Origin of the sequence: Burkholderia sp. Ax-1719 (genome assembly GCF_011753055.1) — a bacterium.
Taxonomy (GTDB): Bacteria; Pseudomonadota; Gammaproteobacteria; order Burkholderiales; family Burkholderiaceae; genus Paraburkholderia.
Genome location: NZ_VWWJ01000007.1, coordinates 75,123 through 90,157, shown reverse-complemented (window position 1 = coordinate 90,157; position 15,035 = coordinate 75,123). Strand labels below are relative to the sequence as shown.

General features: G+C 57.3%; 16 protein-coding genes. 9 read left to right on the top strand and 7 right to left on the bottom strand.

Annotation, left to right across the window (positions count from 1 at the left end; all coding sequences use genetic code 11):
• Positions 1-17 precede the first annotated feature (17 nt).
• Positions 18-539 carry a c-type cytochrome gene (locus F3J17_RS15450; protein WP_167059987.1) on the top strand — a complete coding sequence of 174 codons (522 nt, stop codon included), beginning with the start codon at positions 18-20 and terminating at the stop codon, positions 537-539.
• A gap of 45 nt (positions 540-584) precedes the next feature.
• Here F3J17_RS15450 and F3J17_RS15445 read toward each other — a convergent pair whose 3' ends face one another.
• Positions 585-1,757, bottom strand: a complete 1,173-nt coding sequence (locus F3J17_RS15445; protein WP_167059984.1) for a porin — start codon at positions 1,755-1,757, stop codon at positions 585-587.
• A 478-nt stretch (positions 1,758-2,235) separates the two neighbouring features.
• On the opposite strand from F3J17_RS15445, the gene F3J17_RS15440 reads away from it, so the two are divergent.
• On the top strand, positions 2,236-3,492 hold the full coding sequence (locus tag F3J17_RS15440) for an oxalate decarboxylase family bicupin (protein ID WP_167059981.1): 1,257 nt from the start codon (positions 2,236-2,238) through the stop codon (positions 3,490-3,492).
• 79 nt (positions 3,493-3,571) lie between these two features.
• On the opposite strand, the gene F3J17_RS15435 is transcribed toward F3J17_RS15440, so the two are convergent.
• Positions 3,572-4,531, bottom strand: coding sequence for a LysR substrate-binding domain-containing protein (locus F3J17_RS15435; RefSeq protein WP_345891201.1), 960 nt, complete (start codon positions 4,529-4,531; stop codon positions 3,572-3,574).
• A 523-nt stretch (positions 4,532-5,054) separates the two neighbouring features.
• On the opposite strand from F3J17_RS15435, the gene F3J17_RS15430 reads away from it, so the two are divergent.
• Positions 5,055-5,798 (top strand): response regulator transcription factor, encoded by a 744-nt coding sequence (locus tag F3J17_RS15430; RefSeq protein ID WP_167059975.1) that lies wholly within the window; start codon positions 5,055-5,057, stop codon positions 5,796-5,798.
• Here the strand turns inward: F3J17_RS15430 and F3J17_RS15425 are convergent.
• Complete coding sequence (locus tag F3J17_RS15425; protein ID WP_167059972.1) at positions 5,773-6,252, bottom strand: hypothetical protein; 480 nt, start codon at positions 6,250-6,252, stop codon at positions 5,773-5,775. The two genes, F3J17_RS15430 and F3J17_RS15425, sit on opposite strands and share 26 nt — an antisense overlap.
• A gap of 163 nt (positions 6,253-6,415) precedes the next feature.
• Here F3J17_RS15425 and F3J17_RS15420 point away from each other — a divergent pair, with 163 nt between their 5' ends.
• Positions 6,416-6,763: a DUF4148 domain-containing protein gene (locus F3J17_RS15420; protein ID WP_240160991.1), complete on the top strand. Its 348-nt coding sequence runs from the start codon at positions 6,416-6,418 to the stop codon at positions 6,761-6,763.
• 16 nt (positions 6,764-6,779) lie between these two features.
• Here the strand turns inward: F3J17_RS15420 and F3J17_RS15415 are convergent, their stop codons facing one another.
• Together F3J17_RS15415 and F3J17_RS15410 are read right to left on the bottom strand one after the other, a co-directional pair.
• The gene (locus tag F3J17_RS15415; RefSeq protein ID WP_167059969.1) at positions 6,780-9,239 is read right to left on the bottom strand and encodes an ATP-binding protein; all 2,460 of its coding nucleotides are present in this window, start codon (positions 9,237-9,239) and stop codon (positions 6,780-6,782) included.
• Complete coding sequence (locus tag F3J17_RS15410; protein ID WP_167059966.1) at positions 9,226-9,549, bottom strand: response regulator; 324 nt, start codon at positions 9,547-9,549, stop codon at positions 9,226-9,228. The genes F3J17_RS15415 and F3J17_RS15410 overlap by 14 nt, the downstream gene beginning before the upstream one ends.
• Positions 9,550-9,943: 394 nt before the next feature.
• Here F3J17_RS15410 and tatA point away from each other — a divergent pair, with 394 nt between their 5' ends.
• From tatA to tatC, 3 genes are read left to right on the top strand one after another with little or no spacing between them, the layout of a single operon-like run.
• Positions 9,944-10,159 carry a Sec-independent protein translocase subunit TatA gene (tatA, locus tag F3J17_RS15405; protein WP_167059963.1) on the top strand — a complete coding sequence of 72 codons (216 nt, stop codon included), beginning with the start codon at positions 9,944-9,946 and terminating at the stop codon, positions 10,157-10,159.
• A 40-nt stretch (positions 10,160-10,199) separates the two neighbouring features.
• Positions 10,200-10,769 (top strand): Sec-independent protein translocase subunit TatB, encoded by a 570-nt coding sequence (locus F3J17_RS15400; protein WP_167059961.1) that lies wholly within the window; start codon positions 10,200-10,202, stop codon positions 10,767-10,769.
• Positions 10,766-11,554, top strand: coding sequence for a twin-arginine translocase subunit TatC (tatC, locus tag F3J17_RS15395; RefSeq protein ID WP_167059958.1), 789 nt, complete (start codon positions 10,766-10,768; stop codon positions 11,552-11,554). Before F3J17_RS15400 ends, tatC begins: the two co-directional genes overlap by 4 nt.
• Before the next feature lie 14 nt (positions 11,555-11,568).
• Here tatC and F3J17_RS15390 read toward each other — a convergent pair whose 3' ends face one another.
• Together F3J17_RS15390 and F3J17_RS15385 are read right to left on the bottom strand one after the other, a co-directional pair.
• Positions 11,569-12,321 (bottom strand): response regulator, encoded by a 753-nt coding sequence (locus F3J17_RS15390; RefSeq protein WP_167059955.1) that lies wholly within the window; start codon positions 12,319-12,321, stop codon positions 11,569-11,571.
• Between the two features lie 150 nt (positions 12,322-12,471).
• Positions 12,472-13,779 carry an Nramp family divalent metal transporter gene (locus F3J17_RS15385; RefSeq protein WP_205194806.1) on the bottom strand — a complete coding sequence of 436 codons (1,308 nt, stop codon included), beginning with the start codon at positions 13,777-13,779 and terminating at the stop codon, positions 12,472-12,474.
• A gap of 311 nt (positions 13,780-14,090) precedes the next feature.
• On the opposite strand from F3J17_RS15385, the gene F3J17_RS15380 reads away from it, so the two are divergent.
• A complete protein-coding gene (locus F3J17_RS15380; protein ID WP_167059949.1) occupies positions 14,091-14,444 on the top strand; it encodes a YciI family protein in 354 nt (117 codons plus the stop codon).
• Between the two features lie 168 nt (positions 14,445-14,612).
• Positions 14,613-15,035 carry a YciI family protein gene (locus F3J17_RS15375; RefSeq protein ID WP_167059946.1) on the top strand — a complete coding sequence of 141 codons (423 nt, stop codon included), beginning with the start codon at positions 14,613-14,615 and terminating at the stop codon, positions 15,033-15,035.

The window sequence follows — 15,035 nt, the reverse complement described above, 5'->3', positions numbered from 1 at the left end:
CTATATCTGTTCGCTCAATGTCATTCCGTCAAAACGCTGTGATAGCGCTGTGCTCGATCAGCACATTTCTTGTTTTGACCGTTCTGGTTGCGCTTTGCTATTCGCTTTCCGGACATGTCGATGTCGCCGCGACCTCTCAAGATAATCGCTTTGTTGCGTGGCTGTTGCATGCGACCTATCAGCATTCGCTCGATCTACAGTCATCGGCGGTAGTCGTGCCGGGCAATCTGCTGACGCCGGAACATATTAAAACTGGCGCCAGACTTTACGATCAGCACTGCGTATTTTGTCATGGCGCACCGGGCGCGATCCCCGATGCTATTGGTACGGGCATTTCACCTCCGGCTCCCAGGTTGCTCGCGGCCGTGCGCAAGAACAATCCGCAATCGACATATTGGGTTATGCGGCATGGCGTGAAAATGACCGCGATGCCTGCATTTGGGAGATCGCTGCCAGATGGTGATCTCTGGAATCTGGTTGCCTTCCTGCGCGCTGACAAAGGGATCGACGCCGCGCACTACGATTTACTCCGCAAATGAGCGAAGGCGGAAAGCCGATGAAACCCTCTTTCCGCCTCAAGCCGTTTAGAACTGGTGCCGCAGACCGGCAACGAACAGCAGTTGATGCCCGTTCGCCGAAGGCGTCACATTGAACATCGACGCATTGAAAACGGTGTTTCCGCCGCCGCCGCTCACCGTCTGGTAGAGGCTTTCAAGGTACACGTCGGTATGGTGGCTAAAGCGGTAGTCGGCCTGCACAATTGCTTCGTGCCATTTGGGGTTGAGGCTCGAACCCGACGCGTCGAAGTGACCATCCGTATAGGTGTAGGAAGCCGCCAGGCTCAAGGCAGGTGTGACGAAATAGCGACCGTTGATTTCGAAATTGTCGAAACTCAGCATGTCGCCCACCAGCGGCACGAGACTGCCGCCTTGCCAGACGCTGGTGACGTCGCGAGTGGAAGAGTGGGTCCACACCACGCCAACGGCGGCGTGACCGAACGAATATTTGCTGCCTAGTCCCCAGACACGCTCTCGGCCGCCTGTGATCGTTGCATCGCCGTCACTATTGCTGACCGCGCCGTCCGCATTGAAATTCGCCGAACCCGCCGAGCGATCGGTCTGTCCATAGCTCGCTACGAGTGCAATGGGTCCATTCACATAACGGGCGCCAAAACTATAAGCGCGATTGTTGGCGAACTGTCCCGCTTCGTTCGAAAAGCCATACATCGCGCCGAGTGTGAGGCCGCGGTATGTCGGACTCACATAGCGAACCGAATTGCGGATGCTGGTATGGCGAATCATGTCGTCGTTATTGAACGGGTGGGATGCAAGATTGCCGCCCCAGCCGCGCCCTTCGGCGCTCAGCGCGGAAAGCCATTGCGACATGAAACTGTATTGACGGCCAAGCGTGATTTTTCCGTCGGTCGCGGAGGACAAGCCGATATATGCCTGCCGTCCGAACATGTCGCCGGTATTGCCAAGCTTGCCATTTGCGCTGGAAAAACCATCTTCGAGCTGGAAGATCGCAGCGAGTCCGCCACCGAGATTCTCCTTGCCCTGCAAACCCCAACGCGAAGCATGCGTTCCTCCGCTGTCCATTTCGATACCGCTCGTGCCGTGGCCAGCCGAACCGGTGGCCATATTGTTCGCATAGATCAATGCCGTATCGATGGTGCCGTATAAGGTCACGCTGCTCTGCGCGTGGCTGTGGCTGGAAAACGCAGCGAGAATCGCCGAGGCTAATAGCAGTTTTTTCATCTTTTCAATTTCACGTCGCCCGCAAGCCAACCCGCCGCGTAGGGTGGGGCGATATATCTGTTGAGATACAACCACGGCGAAAAAATTGGCGCAACGATGCGCCTTCACAAAATAACCACAAAGCCATCAAATCAATGACAGATGACTTTCTGTGTTGCAAGAATTGACTTCAAATCCTCTAAAAATAATTTAAAAAAGAAATGTCGAAGCGAATGTTAGGCGTGCGGTTCGCATCGATAGCAGTACAGTCGTTAGCATAAATTTGAAGTACAGTTCGTTCGCGCGTGGCGGTGAATTGACGCGCAGAGGCACAAAGAAAACCATAATTGAGTGTGATAGTTTTGATCCGAATAATTGAATATTATTCGGAACGGGGTAGCTCTAATATCAACTGCACAGACGACGTCAATGACGCGTCGTCTAGAAGTCACAACCCAGATTTCATCAGTTGTATTCAGGCATTTGCCAGGAGCTATCCATGACCGACTTGTCCCGACGAAAAATGCTGGTAGGCGCAGCAGCCGGCGCTGCCGCACTGGGCGTTGCCGCTACCGCGAAGGCCGCTACGTTCGGCAATCCGGACCGTCCGCCAGAAGGCCGGGTCAACGCGAAGAGCCCCACCAGTCTTGACGATCCGGGCCCGCAGAACCCTACGCTCGCGAATGAATTCCCCGATTTCCAGAATCCGCCTGCCACTGACATCAACGGTATGGATCTCTTCTGGGCATCGTTCAACAACGCGCACAAGCGTTATCAGAACGGCGGCTGGGCGCGTGAAGTGACGCAGAACGATTTCGCTATTTCGGAGGATATCTCCGGCGTCAATATGCGCCTGTCGCAGAACGGCATTCGGGAAATGCACTGGCATCAACAGGCCGAATGGGCAATCATGCTCGAAGGCGAATGCCGTATCACGATTCTGGACGAGCAAGGTCGCTGCCAGGTGGCCGATGTGAAGAAGGGCGATCTTTGGTATTTCCCCCCGGGGCTGCCGCATTCGCTTCAGGGCCTGGGACCCACGGGCGCGGAATTCATGATCGCCTTCGATAATGGTAAGGCATCCGAATTCAATACGCTGCTGGTCACAGACTGGATTGCGCATACGCCGCCGGAAGTGCTGGCGGCGAACTTCAACGTGCCGCAGGACGCCTTCAAGAATATCCCGACCGACAACCTGTGGATTTTCCAGGGCGACGATCCTGGACCGCTGGCAGCCGCACAGGCCGCGGTCAAATCGCCGCTGGGCGCACCGGATTTCCCGTTTGTCTTCTCGCTTGGTTCGATGAAGCCCTTCAAGGAAACCAGGGGTGGCAGCGTGCGTATTGCGGACAGCCGCAACTTCAAGGTATCCACGGGTATTGCCGCGGCGATGGTGACGATCAAGCCGGGCGGCCTGCGCGAACTTCATTGGCATCCGAACGCCGACGAATGGCAATACTGGATTCAGGGCGAAGGCCGCATGACCGTGTTCGACACCGGCCCGAAGGCCGCGACCGCCGATTTCCGTGCCGGCGATATCGGTTACGTGAAGAAGAGCCTAGGTCACTACATCGAAAACACCGGCGACACCGACATCATCATGATCGAGGTATTCAAGGCCGATCACTTTGCCGAAGTGTCGCTGTCCGACTGGCTCACGCATACGCCGCCGAAGCTGGTGATGGAACATCTGAACATCACGGAAGACGTGCTCAAGCGTTTCCCGAACAATCGTCCGGACGTTCTGCCGGCCTGACGGTGTAGCGCCGCGATGTCCCGCCCACTCTGCACCATATGGCATGGCGTTGGTGCAGAGTGGGCGGCTTGTCGATGGGTCAGGCGGCGGCAGCGATCTGCATCGCATAGGGCGCGGCATGAACGCCCATATCCGCTCGTGCGATGAGCGAAGCGCCTTCCTCCAGAAGAAACGATTTAAATGCGTTGGCCACGGGAGAAAGCGCTTTTCCCGCCAGACGGGTGATTTTCAGTTGGCGAACGACCGGAAGGCCGACGATATCCAGTACGTTCAGCATGTGCGCACGGGACTCGAGCTCGATCGCGGACGCGGGCAGAAAGCTGATGCCGAGCCCCGCCATGACGGCCTGTTTGATGGCTTCGTTATTGGGGATCTCGATGGTGTCGGCAAGTTTGTCGAGCACATCCGGCATGCTGTTTTCCATCGCCGCGTGGGTATCGGAACCGCGTTCTCGAAGGATGAAACGCTCGTTAGCGAGTTCCGCGCGTGAGATCCGTGCGCGACGCGCAAGCGGATGATCGGTCGCAGCGATCACCACGAAACGATGCGGTGCAAAGCTTTCGACACATATGCGGCTATCGGTGGGCGATTCCGACATCACCGCCAGATCGATTTCATTGGCTTCCAGCAGGCGCAGCAACTCGTCGCGATTGCCAACCTTGAATTCAAGCTTTACACCATCGTTACGCCGACGAAACTCAGCAATCAGGCGCGGAAAGAAATACCCACAGGCCGTGACGACGCCAATCTTGAGGCAACCCCCAAAGCCGCTTTTCATCTGCGCAAGAATCTGTTCGACCTGATTGAAACGGTCGATGATTTCGCGGGCGTGGCGCGCCATCTCCTTGCCTGCATCGGTCAGGAAGATCTTTTTACCCAGTTGCTCGAATAAAGGTACCCCGGCATGTTCCTCCAGATGCTTGATCTGGGTCGAGACCGCCGGTTGGGAAAGATGCAGTTCAGTAGCGGCACGCGAAAAACTCAAACGTCGAGCAACGGTCTCGAAGGTCTTGAGCTGACGTAACGTTGCATTTTTCACGGTATTAGACCTCGGGTGCTGGAAAAGTCGCCTCGTCAGTCGCGTTCCACTGCCGGTTCGGCGTTCGTGCGATTCGCAAATCGATCTGAGGCGTAGGGTGCGTCGAACCTGTACGGCGCAGCATAGAAGATCCCCCGGCGATCGGCCATGTTCGCAACATTGAAGAATGTTCATCTTCGGCGCACGCACACTGTTGGAACGCTCACCATCGCGCTAGCCGTGGCTCTGACACCTTAGCGACGTTACATCTGTAATGCGCGCGCCGATTCATGCAATCAACGCGCAATCGGGAATAGAGAAACTCCCGGCAGCTTGTCCCGGTTGACGAGTCTGGGAGTTCTCGACCAGCCATGAATGCGACTGTGTTGGCTATCGAGCAGGGTTTCGTTGCGGCTACAACGTCGCACACATCGAAAGCGGCAGGGAGGGCCTGAAGCGTGCGTTGAACGCCAGGCTACGACCCGGTGCTCGATTGGCCATCGGAACTTCCAGCTGACGCCTAATCATCGATCTGGAAAAACCCATGCGCATTCTTTTTGTTGGCCCGCACACTCACGAATCGGAATGGCTTTGCAAGGCGCTGCGCGAAAGCACGCATAGTGTCCTGTGGAGTACGACGTTTGCTGCTGGCATTCGCGCCGGTCAGGAAGAGTTGTTTGACGCGGTGATACTTATGCCTCAGTCGCTGGCGCCGCTGTCCGGACTGGCCGAGGTTGTGGGTGACATCAGGAGCGTTTCGTCGGACGCGGTGTTTTCGCTTGTTGTAAAGGAATGCACCGCAAGTGAACGCGCGGCGTTCCTCAGAGCCGGTGTCGATACGTGTTTCTCCAGGCCTTATTCGTTCGTGGAAATGCACGAGAAAATTCTCGCGTTCTATCGCACGACGGCCTATGCGCGGCGCAATCGCCGGGCGTTTGAACCGCGCCTGACACTCAACGCATCGACACGTGAACTGGTGGACGGCACAACGCGGCTAGCGATAACGAAGCGTGAATTTCTTGTGCTCGAATGCCTGCTCCGCAATTTCGAGCTTCCCGTCAAGCACGAGCAGCTTCTGCGCTATGCCTGGTGTGACGAAGAGGAAAGCGATATTGCGACCATTCCACCTCTCATCTGGCGACTGCGGCGCAAGATGAAAGAGACGCTGCCAAATGTCTCTATCGTCACTGAACTCGCGTATGGATACCGGCTCACGCACGACATTGAACCTTCAACGATGACATTTCGCGCGAATCAACCGCTTACCGCGACAGCTTGCTCCATTTGAAGCTACCGAATTGAAGTTTGTCCTTGCTGAATTCCGGTCGCCGCCGGCCGGCACTCAATTGTTGCGTGACGATCGTATTGACCTGCTGCAACCGCCGGCCGGCAATCTTGATGGCACGGATGGGCGCGATGCTCAACTGGAAATCGTGCAACGTCACGAGCGTTTTGTATTTTTCAATGCCTTCTGCTGAAAATCTCCAGCCCTTTCCAGCCATGCCGTCGCGCAAGGCGGCGGAGAGGGCATTCTGGCACCCCAGCACCTCTGCAAACGTCACTCGCCCGTAGCCTGCCTCGGCGAGAAAACTGGTGACGAACATCAGTGTGGTCAATGCCTGCGTCGCGCCCAGCCATCCGTTGCCTGTACACATGGCTTCCAGCGCTACGTGATAGCGCATCGACAGTGCATCAGCGCTAGCAGCGGGGAGTGGCAGTACGAACTCGGGAGTCGTCATCATATCGTCGCTCGAAATGCGGAATAGCGCGTGGTTCGCTATTGGCGTTGTTTTGACGAGAAAATGATATCCAGTCGATCAGGGATCGAGAATTTTTGACGATGAAGATAAGTTTAATTCTGCACAGAGCGAGTGAGTCAATAAATTTTATTTCACGATTTTATAAATGGAAAACGTTGAGCGAGCGGATACGATTTCTACGTCTTCTTTCCTTAACGAAATCATGAAATTCAAATTCCTGGTAGCACTATCGGTTCTCGTTGCTAGCGCATCGGCCGTAGCGGCACCGCACCTGACATCCCAGCAATGTAACGACTATCCCTTCAAGCCGTTAAAGAAAGAGGTAACGCATGCGCAACTCCAGCACGAGTTGGCGGAGCTGGAGGCCGTTGGATATGACCCGTCTCACGACGATATTGAATACCCGCAGGATCTGCAATCCGCACAACGTAGGCTTTCAAAGGAATACGCCCGCGATTGCATGGGCTCCAGCCAGCACGTAGCCGCGAACTGATCTCTGTAGCCAAACGTCACACCGAAAAAACCCGACTCAGAGCGCGTGCGATGTCGATTTGCTGGAGTGGTTTGCGCAGCACCATGCGAACACCTGCGTTTGCCGCTTTGCGTTCGAGATCGGCGGTGCCATATCCGCTGCACAGAATAACGGGGATCGCGGGACGAATTTCCAGTATTCGTGCGGCGAGATCGAGCCCGCTCAATTCCGGCATGGTCTGATCCGTCATGACGGCGTCGAAGCGCTCTGGATGACGGGCAAACGCTTCCCAGGCAGCGCTGCTGGATTCAAAGCCTACCGGCTCGTACCCGAGTTCGGCGAGCAGTTCTTCCGCCAGACTGACGAGCGCTTTCTCATCGTCGACAACGAGCACGACTTGCCCGGCGCCGTGTGGCAGTATCACGGGTTCGTTGATGACCTCCGGCGCGGTTTCTGCGCTTACTGGCAGGAACACCTCGAATAGGCTGCCGGTTCCGGGCACGCTTTTAACTGATATGGCTCCGCCATATTCACGCACGATGCCATCGACCAGCGAAAGTCCCAGCCCCGTGCCTTCGCCCGTTCTGCGCGTGGTAAAGAACGGATTGAAAATACGTTCGATGAGGTCCGTAGACATCCCCACACCGGTGTCGCTCACGCTAAGTTTCACGAAGTCGCCAGGGCTGATCAGACCGCTGGTGAAGCTGACTTGTTCAGCAATATGTTCGAGTTCGAGCGTGATCGTCAGCGTTCCACCATTTGGCATCGCATGCAGGGCATTGCTGCAAAGATTCATGACCACTTGATGGATGTGCGTGGTGTCGCCCATGACAACGACGTCGCCCGCATTCAAGCGCAGCGTAATGCGAATTCCGGCAGGGACGCGCGCTTTGAGTAATTCGATTGTTTCCGCAACAACGGGCGAGAGTCGAACCGGCAAGCGCGCCACCATGCCGCTGCGGCTGAAGGTCAATATGCGTTCAACCAGGCTACGTGCGCGATTGCCCGCATTCATGACCTGTTCGATATAGCGAAGCTCGGGTGTCTGTCCATTCAGCACATGAAGCGCGCGCTCGCCGTAGCCTAGAATCGCACCCAGGATATTGTTGAAGTCGTGAGCAATACCGCCCGCGAAGGTTCCCAGCGCTTCCAACTTCTGCGATTGCAGCAGTTGCGCCTCAAGACGACTGCGTTCGATTTCTGATAGGCGGCGTTGCGTGACATCTTCGAGTGTCGCAACCAGTACGTCTTCGGATTCCTGAGCGGACTGTTCCAGTCGATATTCCGTCGAAGCAACACGCGCGACGCTCATATCCGTCCAGATAACGCTCCTGTCATGGTGCAGGAAACGTTGCTCGAAACGCGTGGTGGCAGCAATGCCGCTAACAAGCCGCGCGACATGCCGTTGAATCTGTGCTCCATCTTCGGCATACACAAAGTCGAAGGCGCTGCGTCCAATTAGATCGGCGCCAGGATAACCCACCATGCGTTGAAAGGCTGGATTGCTCGCGATGAATTGTCCCGAAGTCCGCAGGACGATCACGCCAATCGGCGCGTTTTCAAACACCGCGCGCCAACGCTGCTCGCTGAAGTGCAGGCGCTCAGCAAGCCTCTGCTGGCGTCGCATTTGCCGGGCAAGCGCCCACGCAAGCACCGCGACCAGCAAAGAGATGGAGCCGGTACGCAGGATCGCGTTCACGACGCTCGCTTGCCAGTCTGCCAGCACCACTTTGCGGTCGCGGGAAACCGTCACGCGAAGCGGGAAGCCGGTGATGGTGCGTTGTGCCGATTGCAAGTCTGTGGATGGCGTACCGTTGCTTTCTCGTGAGAACGCAACAACGGGCGTGCCATCGTTGAGCGTCAGCTTGATCAGCGTGCCGCGCCCAAGATCGATTTCGCGGTAGAAGCGTTCGAAGTAATCATCCTCGACCAGCGCGCGTACTGCGCCCAGAAAATGACCGTTGGCGTCCCACATGCCCATGCCAACGGCGAAAGTCGGCGTGCTGTCCGCAAGACTTTTTAGCGGTCCGCTGATGACGGTCGTGCCCGGAGCGGCGTGCCGGATCTGCTGAAAATATTCTCTGGGCGCGATATCGATATCGTGCTGGCCAGGGGGCTGCGAACTGGCGACGCGATCGCCTCTCGAATCGAACACGCTCAACTCGCGGATTTGCGGCACATCGGCGACTTCATGGCGCAGGAACGCTTCGAACGCTTTGTCTTGAATCGCGTGCTGCAGCGGCAAAGGCGTCGTGACACTCGTGCGACGCAGAATCAGCTCGATTTCCTGAAGCGAACGGGCTGTCTGCTCCGAAAGCGCGCTGGCGATGCTGGAAAGTTCTCGCTCGTTGCCTTCGAGCGCAAGTTTCCTGGCGCGCCCGCTATCCCACGCAGCGGCGACGCATACGCACACCACAATCACGCACGCGCCCACCACGACCAGCCATCGCCATGGCGTGCCGCCAATTTTTATTTTCTTGAACTCAGTGGGTTTCATGTCCGCGATATGCAGGGTGTTCCGCCTGGCGGCATTTGAATAATTCGTCGATTACCGCGACCAGTGCTGCACCATGAAACGGCTTGGCCAGGACGCCGGCGACGCCAAACTGTCGCGCCGTCTCGGTTGCCATGCCTGGGCCAACAAGAAAATAACCTGAGGTGGCAACAATCGGTGTGCCGGGAAAGGATTGGGCGAGCCGGGCGATCTGGTTCCGCGCCCGACTTTCGGAGCAGTTAAGGTCGACCACGATCACGCCGGGGTGATTCGCATGATGGCCGTCGAATGACTGGAGCGATTGAATGTCCATGACGTCATATCCTGAGTCCTGAAGCTATAGAGAAACCAGATCGAACATTGCCGGGTCGCTATCCAGCACCAGGATGCGCCGAGAATTTTCCATATTGTAATCCCCGTCGTGTGCTGTTGATCGAGCTGGAATGGTTGAGCGTTACACATCATTGAATCGGCTGATCATTGCAGAGTTGTTGCATAAATCTATCCGATCGTTTCATTTGAAACACACTGAGGTGATGGTAGACGGGGACGTGAACACGTTAGAGGTTCGATATTCGTGTTTCTATGTTTCAAATGAAATCCAGCCGTGTATTCATGCAATGAAGTCGTAACCCTGTCTTTGTCAAATGGGTTCGAATTCCCAGCCTCGTCTGGCGGATAGTCAACACATCTTGTAAGGAAGCTTTATGGGCAGCCTCAGTATCTGGCATTGGATCATCGTGCTCGTCATCGTGTCACTGGTGTTCGGGACTAAAAAGCTGCGCAATATTGGCGGTGACCTTGGCGGCGCGGTAAAGGGTTTTAAGGAAGGCATGAAGGAAGTCGACTCGCTCCCTGAGGCCGTCAAGGCGGAGCCTGGCAGTACAGAGCGCCAGGATGCCGGCGCGGCGCGGATGTCTTGATCGGCCAAAGGCTGCGCGACAAGCGCCGCAGGAGCAGAGTATGTTCGATTTTGCACTGTCCAAGATGGCGGTGATTGGCGTCGTGTCACTCGTTGTTCTCGGTCCTGAACGGCTGCCGCGTGTGGTGCGGACGAGCGGCGCGTTATTTGGACGCGCGCAACGCTACATTCACAGCGTGCGGGAAGAGGTGACACGCGAGATAGAGCTCGCGGAATTCAGGCAGGCCGCCCAGCAAGCAGCCGCATCGGCGCGGCTGCTGGAATCGTCGATTCGCGATGGTATCGGCGAAATCGATGCGAGTGCAAAGGCTGTCATGAAGCTGGCGTCCTCCGCCCCCACTAGCGACCCCGTCGCCGAAAATCCGCGTCCTCAAACGACGCTGCCGATGGCGAGATCAAATGAAGTCATCGACCTGATACTCGCCAGACGCCGCCGTTGGCGCGGCCGGCAGGTCACGCTCCCACAGTGGTACAAGCGGGCATCGGCGCGTCGGCGCAAAGTGACGTCGGACGCCGCAAGCGTTGCCCGAGCAGCGTTACAGGAAGTCCCAGGCTTGTCGCCGCGCGAAGCGTCACGGTTGTGCGATCCAGGTGCGGGAGAGCCAGCTTGAACGAACTCATACCCGCAGCAGCGCCCGAATCCGAGTCGCTGATCTCACACCTGGTCGAATTGCGCACCCGCATCGTTCGCGCCGGGATTTCGGTGCTGGTGCCATTCCTTTGTCTGGTTTATTGGGCGCCCGATATCTTCCGTTTGCTTGCCCGGCCGCTCATGGAAAACTTGCCACATGACGGCAAACTGATCGTCACGGACGTGACCGGTTCCTTCTTTGCGCCGATGAAGGTGACGCTCCTGGTTGCCTTCCTCATTGCGCTGCCTTTCGTGCTGTATCAACTGTGGGCGTTTATCGCGCCAGGGCTTTATCAGCACGAAAAGCGGCTGATTGCGCCGCTCGTGTGCAGTAGCTACGCGCTCTTTCTGTGCGGCATGGCATTTGCTTATTTCGTCGTTTTCCCGAATATCCTGCGCGTCATGGCGCACTATAACGCGCCATTGGGCGCAGCGATGAACACCGACGTCGACAAATACCTGAGCTTTGCGATGACGATGTTCGTGGCGTTTGGCGTGACATTCGAGGTGCCGGTTTGCGTGGTCTTGCTGGTGCGCATCGGGCTGGTGAGCGTGGCGCAGTTGAGGTCCAATCGCGCCTATGTGGTAGTGGGGGCGTTTGTTGTTTCAGCGGTCGTCACGCCGCCCGATGTATTTTCGCAATTGATTCTAGCAGTGCCGCTGATTGCACTATACGAAGTCGGCATGATTGCGGCGAGATGTTTCGTCAGGCCGCGCAATGACGCATCTGAAGATAGCGAAGACAATCGTTGCGCCAGCAACTGAGTCGTACGCGTCGATTACCTGGGTTGTATCGACGCGGAACTGACTTTTTCCACCTGATCGAAGAATATATATCCCGCCCCGCGCACGGTCTTGATGTATCGGGGATTCGAAGGATCGACCTCGATCTTCCGGCGTAGCCGCAGTATCTGCACGTCGATCGACCGGTCGTACACATCGTCATACATGCGGCTCGCTTCCAGCAATTGATCGCGCGACAGGATATGTCCCGGCGCGGAAAGAAAGGCGGTCAGAAGCGAGAATTCGCCATTCGTGAGGACGATGGCTTCGCCGCCCGGCGAGGTCAGCCGGCGCGTACCGATATTCAATTCCCAACCATCGAACCGATAGGCGCGTGCGTCAGCATGGCGCCCGGTTGTCGTTGCGGCGGCCGCCGTCGTCGACGCTCTGCGCAACACCGTGCGAATCCTGGCGAGCAGTTCCCGAAGGCTAAACGGCTTGGTCAGATAGTCGTCTGCGCCTAATTCCAGCGCCATGACGCGATCGGCTTCATCCAGACGCCCGGTGACGACGATGATCGGCAGCGACGAGGTCTCGCGCACGCGCCGGGCGATCTGCGTGCCATCGGCATCCGGCAGTTTCAGGTCGAGCACGACCAGATCGAGGGCGTGTTCAGTGAGTGCAGCCGCCATTTCCGCGCCCGTTGCGGCAGTCGCGACACGAAAGTCGTTTTCCTTCAAATAGTCGCCAATGAGTTCCCGCATGGCGGGATCATCGTCCACGACCAGAATATGGGCCAATGGGTGCATGTGTTCGCCGTGGTTGTCGGTTCGAAGGCTCGTGAGCGGCGTAATGGTCTACAAACCAGAACAGGCGCTGTCCATTCTGGTGGTTCTCAACAAGGACCACCAGAATGGACAGCGCCCGGTCATGCTGCTGCCGGAGGCCGCCGCGTTATTTTACGCCGCGGGCAAGCCAGGAATGGCAACGCCAAACGTCTGCAGAATCAGAACGGTATTCAGAATGAGCACGACGGTCGTACCCGCGAGTGCTGCCAGGCGTGTGCCACGGCTATTAACGAATTCTCCCATGATGTCGCGTCGGCTCGTAAAGACGATCAAGGCGATCATCGGCACCGGCAAGGCGAAGCTCAGGACAACCTGGCTGTAGACGAGTGCGTCAGTGGCATTCACGCCCAGTGCAATCACCGCGAAAGCTGGCAACATCGTCACGAGGCGGCGGATCCAGACGGGAATAGGGAAGCCCACGAAGCCTTGCATGATCATTTGCCCGGCCATCGTGCCGACCACCGAACTGGAAATCCCGGAAGCGAGCAGCGAAACCAGAAACACAGCAGCGGCGCCCGCACCCAGCAATGGAGTGAGCGTGCGGTAAGCCGTCTCGACTTCGGCGATATCGGCGTGACCGGCATGGAAGGCTGCGGAAGCCATGACCACCATCGCCATGTTGACCATGCCTGCAAGCGTCAGCGCGATCACCGTTTCCTTATTCGAGAAGCTGAGCAGTTTGCGACGATCAACGTTGTTTTTTGCCGGGGCGCGGTTTTGCGTCAAACCGGAATGCAGATAGATGGCATGAGGCATCACCGTGGCACCCAGAATGCCGGCGGAAACGGCCAGCGCCTGGCTCGAACCCAGATGCGGAACCAGCATGCCGTGCACCGCAGCGCCCCATGAAACGGGTGCCACCAGCATCTCCAGCAGATAACACAACGCGATGATCGACACGAACGCGCCGATAGCGAGTTCGATGGGGCGATAGCCCTGTTGTTCCATCAGCAGGATTGCATAAGTGACGATGCCGGTGATGATCATGCCTTCCACGAGCGGGAGATGCAGGAGCAGGGACAGGCCGATTGCACCGCCCAGAAATTCGGCGAGATCGGTAGCGACGGCGGCAATCTCGCTGACGGCCCACATTGCGTAGACAAGTTTGCGCGGTAATTGCTCGCGGCAAATCTGGGCGAGATTCTTTTGCGTCACGATGCCAAGCTTTGCCGATAAGGCCTGAAAAAGCATCGCAATGATATTGGCCGAGAGCACGACCCAAAGCAGCGAATAGCCAAATTCTGCGCCCGCCTGCAGATTGGTCGCGAAATTGCCGGGATCGACGTAGGCAATCGACGCAATCACGGCGGGCCCAGCGAACAGAAGCCGTGTCAACACGCCTTTCTTTTTTCCTGCGAGCACGTCCTGTATGGCGCGCGTGGTCCGCTCGGTCAAACCAGCGGGTTGTCCGGTGCTCATGAATCCCATCCTTCATCAAATATGGAAAGTGCCGTACGCGCCCTGGCGTGGCGCAGGCCTGCTGTCGCGCGCTGATTGCCGGGCGATCGTGACGGCGGATTCAGCTGTCCAGCAGGATAGCGATGGGAGGTGGGGGCCTTGAATGCCGCAAGGATTAAAGATCTTTCATATTGAGCAGATGGGGCAATGGTGGTGATCGCTCGGATTCGGGGGCGCATTGCGCTGTGCTGGCGAACAGGATCGCTACGCGCGCTATGCTTACGACGCGTCAGCTTCCTGAACCGTGACGGATCTTATGGAGTAGGCACTACATGGCATACCTGCTGCTTATTAGCGAGCCGCGCGGCCAGCGCGAATCGCGTACTCAAGCCGAAGGCGAAGCGCTCTACGCGCGCATGGTGGAATTCGCGGAAGAACTCGACGCGCGTGGCGTGCTGCTCGACGTGCAATCGCTGGTTTCCGATACCGATGCCGCGCGCATCGAGATACGCGAAGGGCGCACGAGCATCGTGGACGGCCCGTTTTCCGAAGCGAAAGAGATGATCGGCGGCTATTTCCTGGTCAATTGCGCCACGCGCGAAGACGCGCTGGCCGTCGCGCGAGCCTGCCCGGCGGCGCAATGGGCAAGCGTCGAGGTGCGCGAAACGGGGCCGTGCTTCCGTTAGCCACAAATCCAGGTGCTTTCCCTGGGTTCGAGAAAAAAATCGTGGCGTGTTGTCGATTTATGCGAGCGTCGCGCGTCGTGTCAATGAGCGCATCGCACGATGCCGCTTTCATCAACCTGCGACCCGCACGATCGACACGATCGACACAAACAGGAACAGGAGCACGCAATGCGATTCATGATCATGGTGCGCGCCAATGCGCAAAGCGAAGCCGGCGAGCAACCCGCGGACGAAACCATCTTTGCCGATATGGCCACTTACCACGAGGAACTGGCGCGAGCGGGCGTTCTGCTCGATGCCGCGGGATTGCAGCCCAGTGCGAACGGCTTTCGCGTGCGCTACAAGGACGGCAAACCCGATATCGTCGATGGTCCGTATGCGGAAACGAAGGAGCTGATCGCTGGCTATACGCTGATCCAGGTGCGCTCGCGCGACGAAGCGCTCGAATGGGCGCGGCGGTTTCCGGCGCCCTTTGGCAAGGACATGGACGGCGAGATCGAAGTGCGTCAACTTTATGAACTCGATGACTTCGAACATCTGGAAAGCATCGAACGCTTTCGCAAACTCGAAACACAAAGCAAATTTAAATAA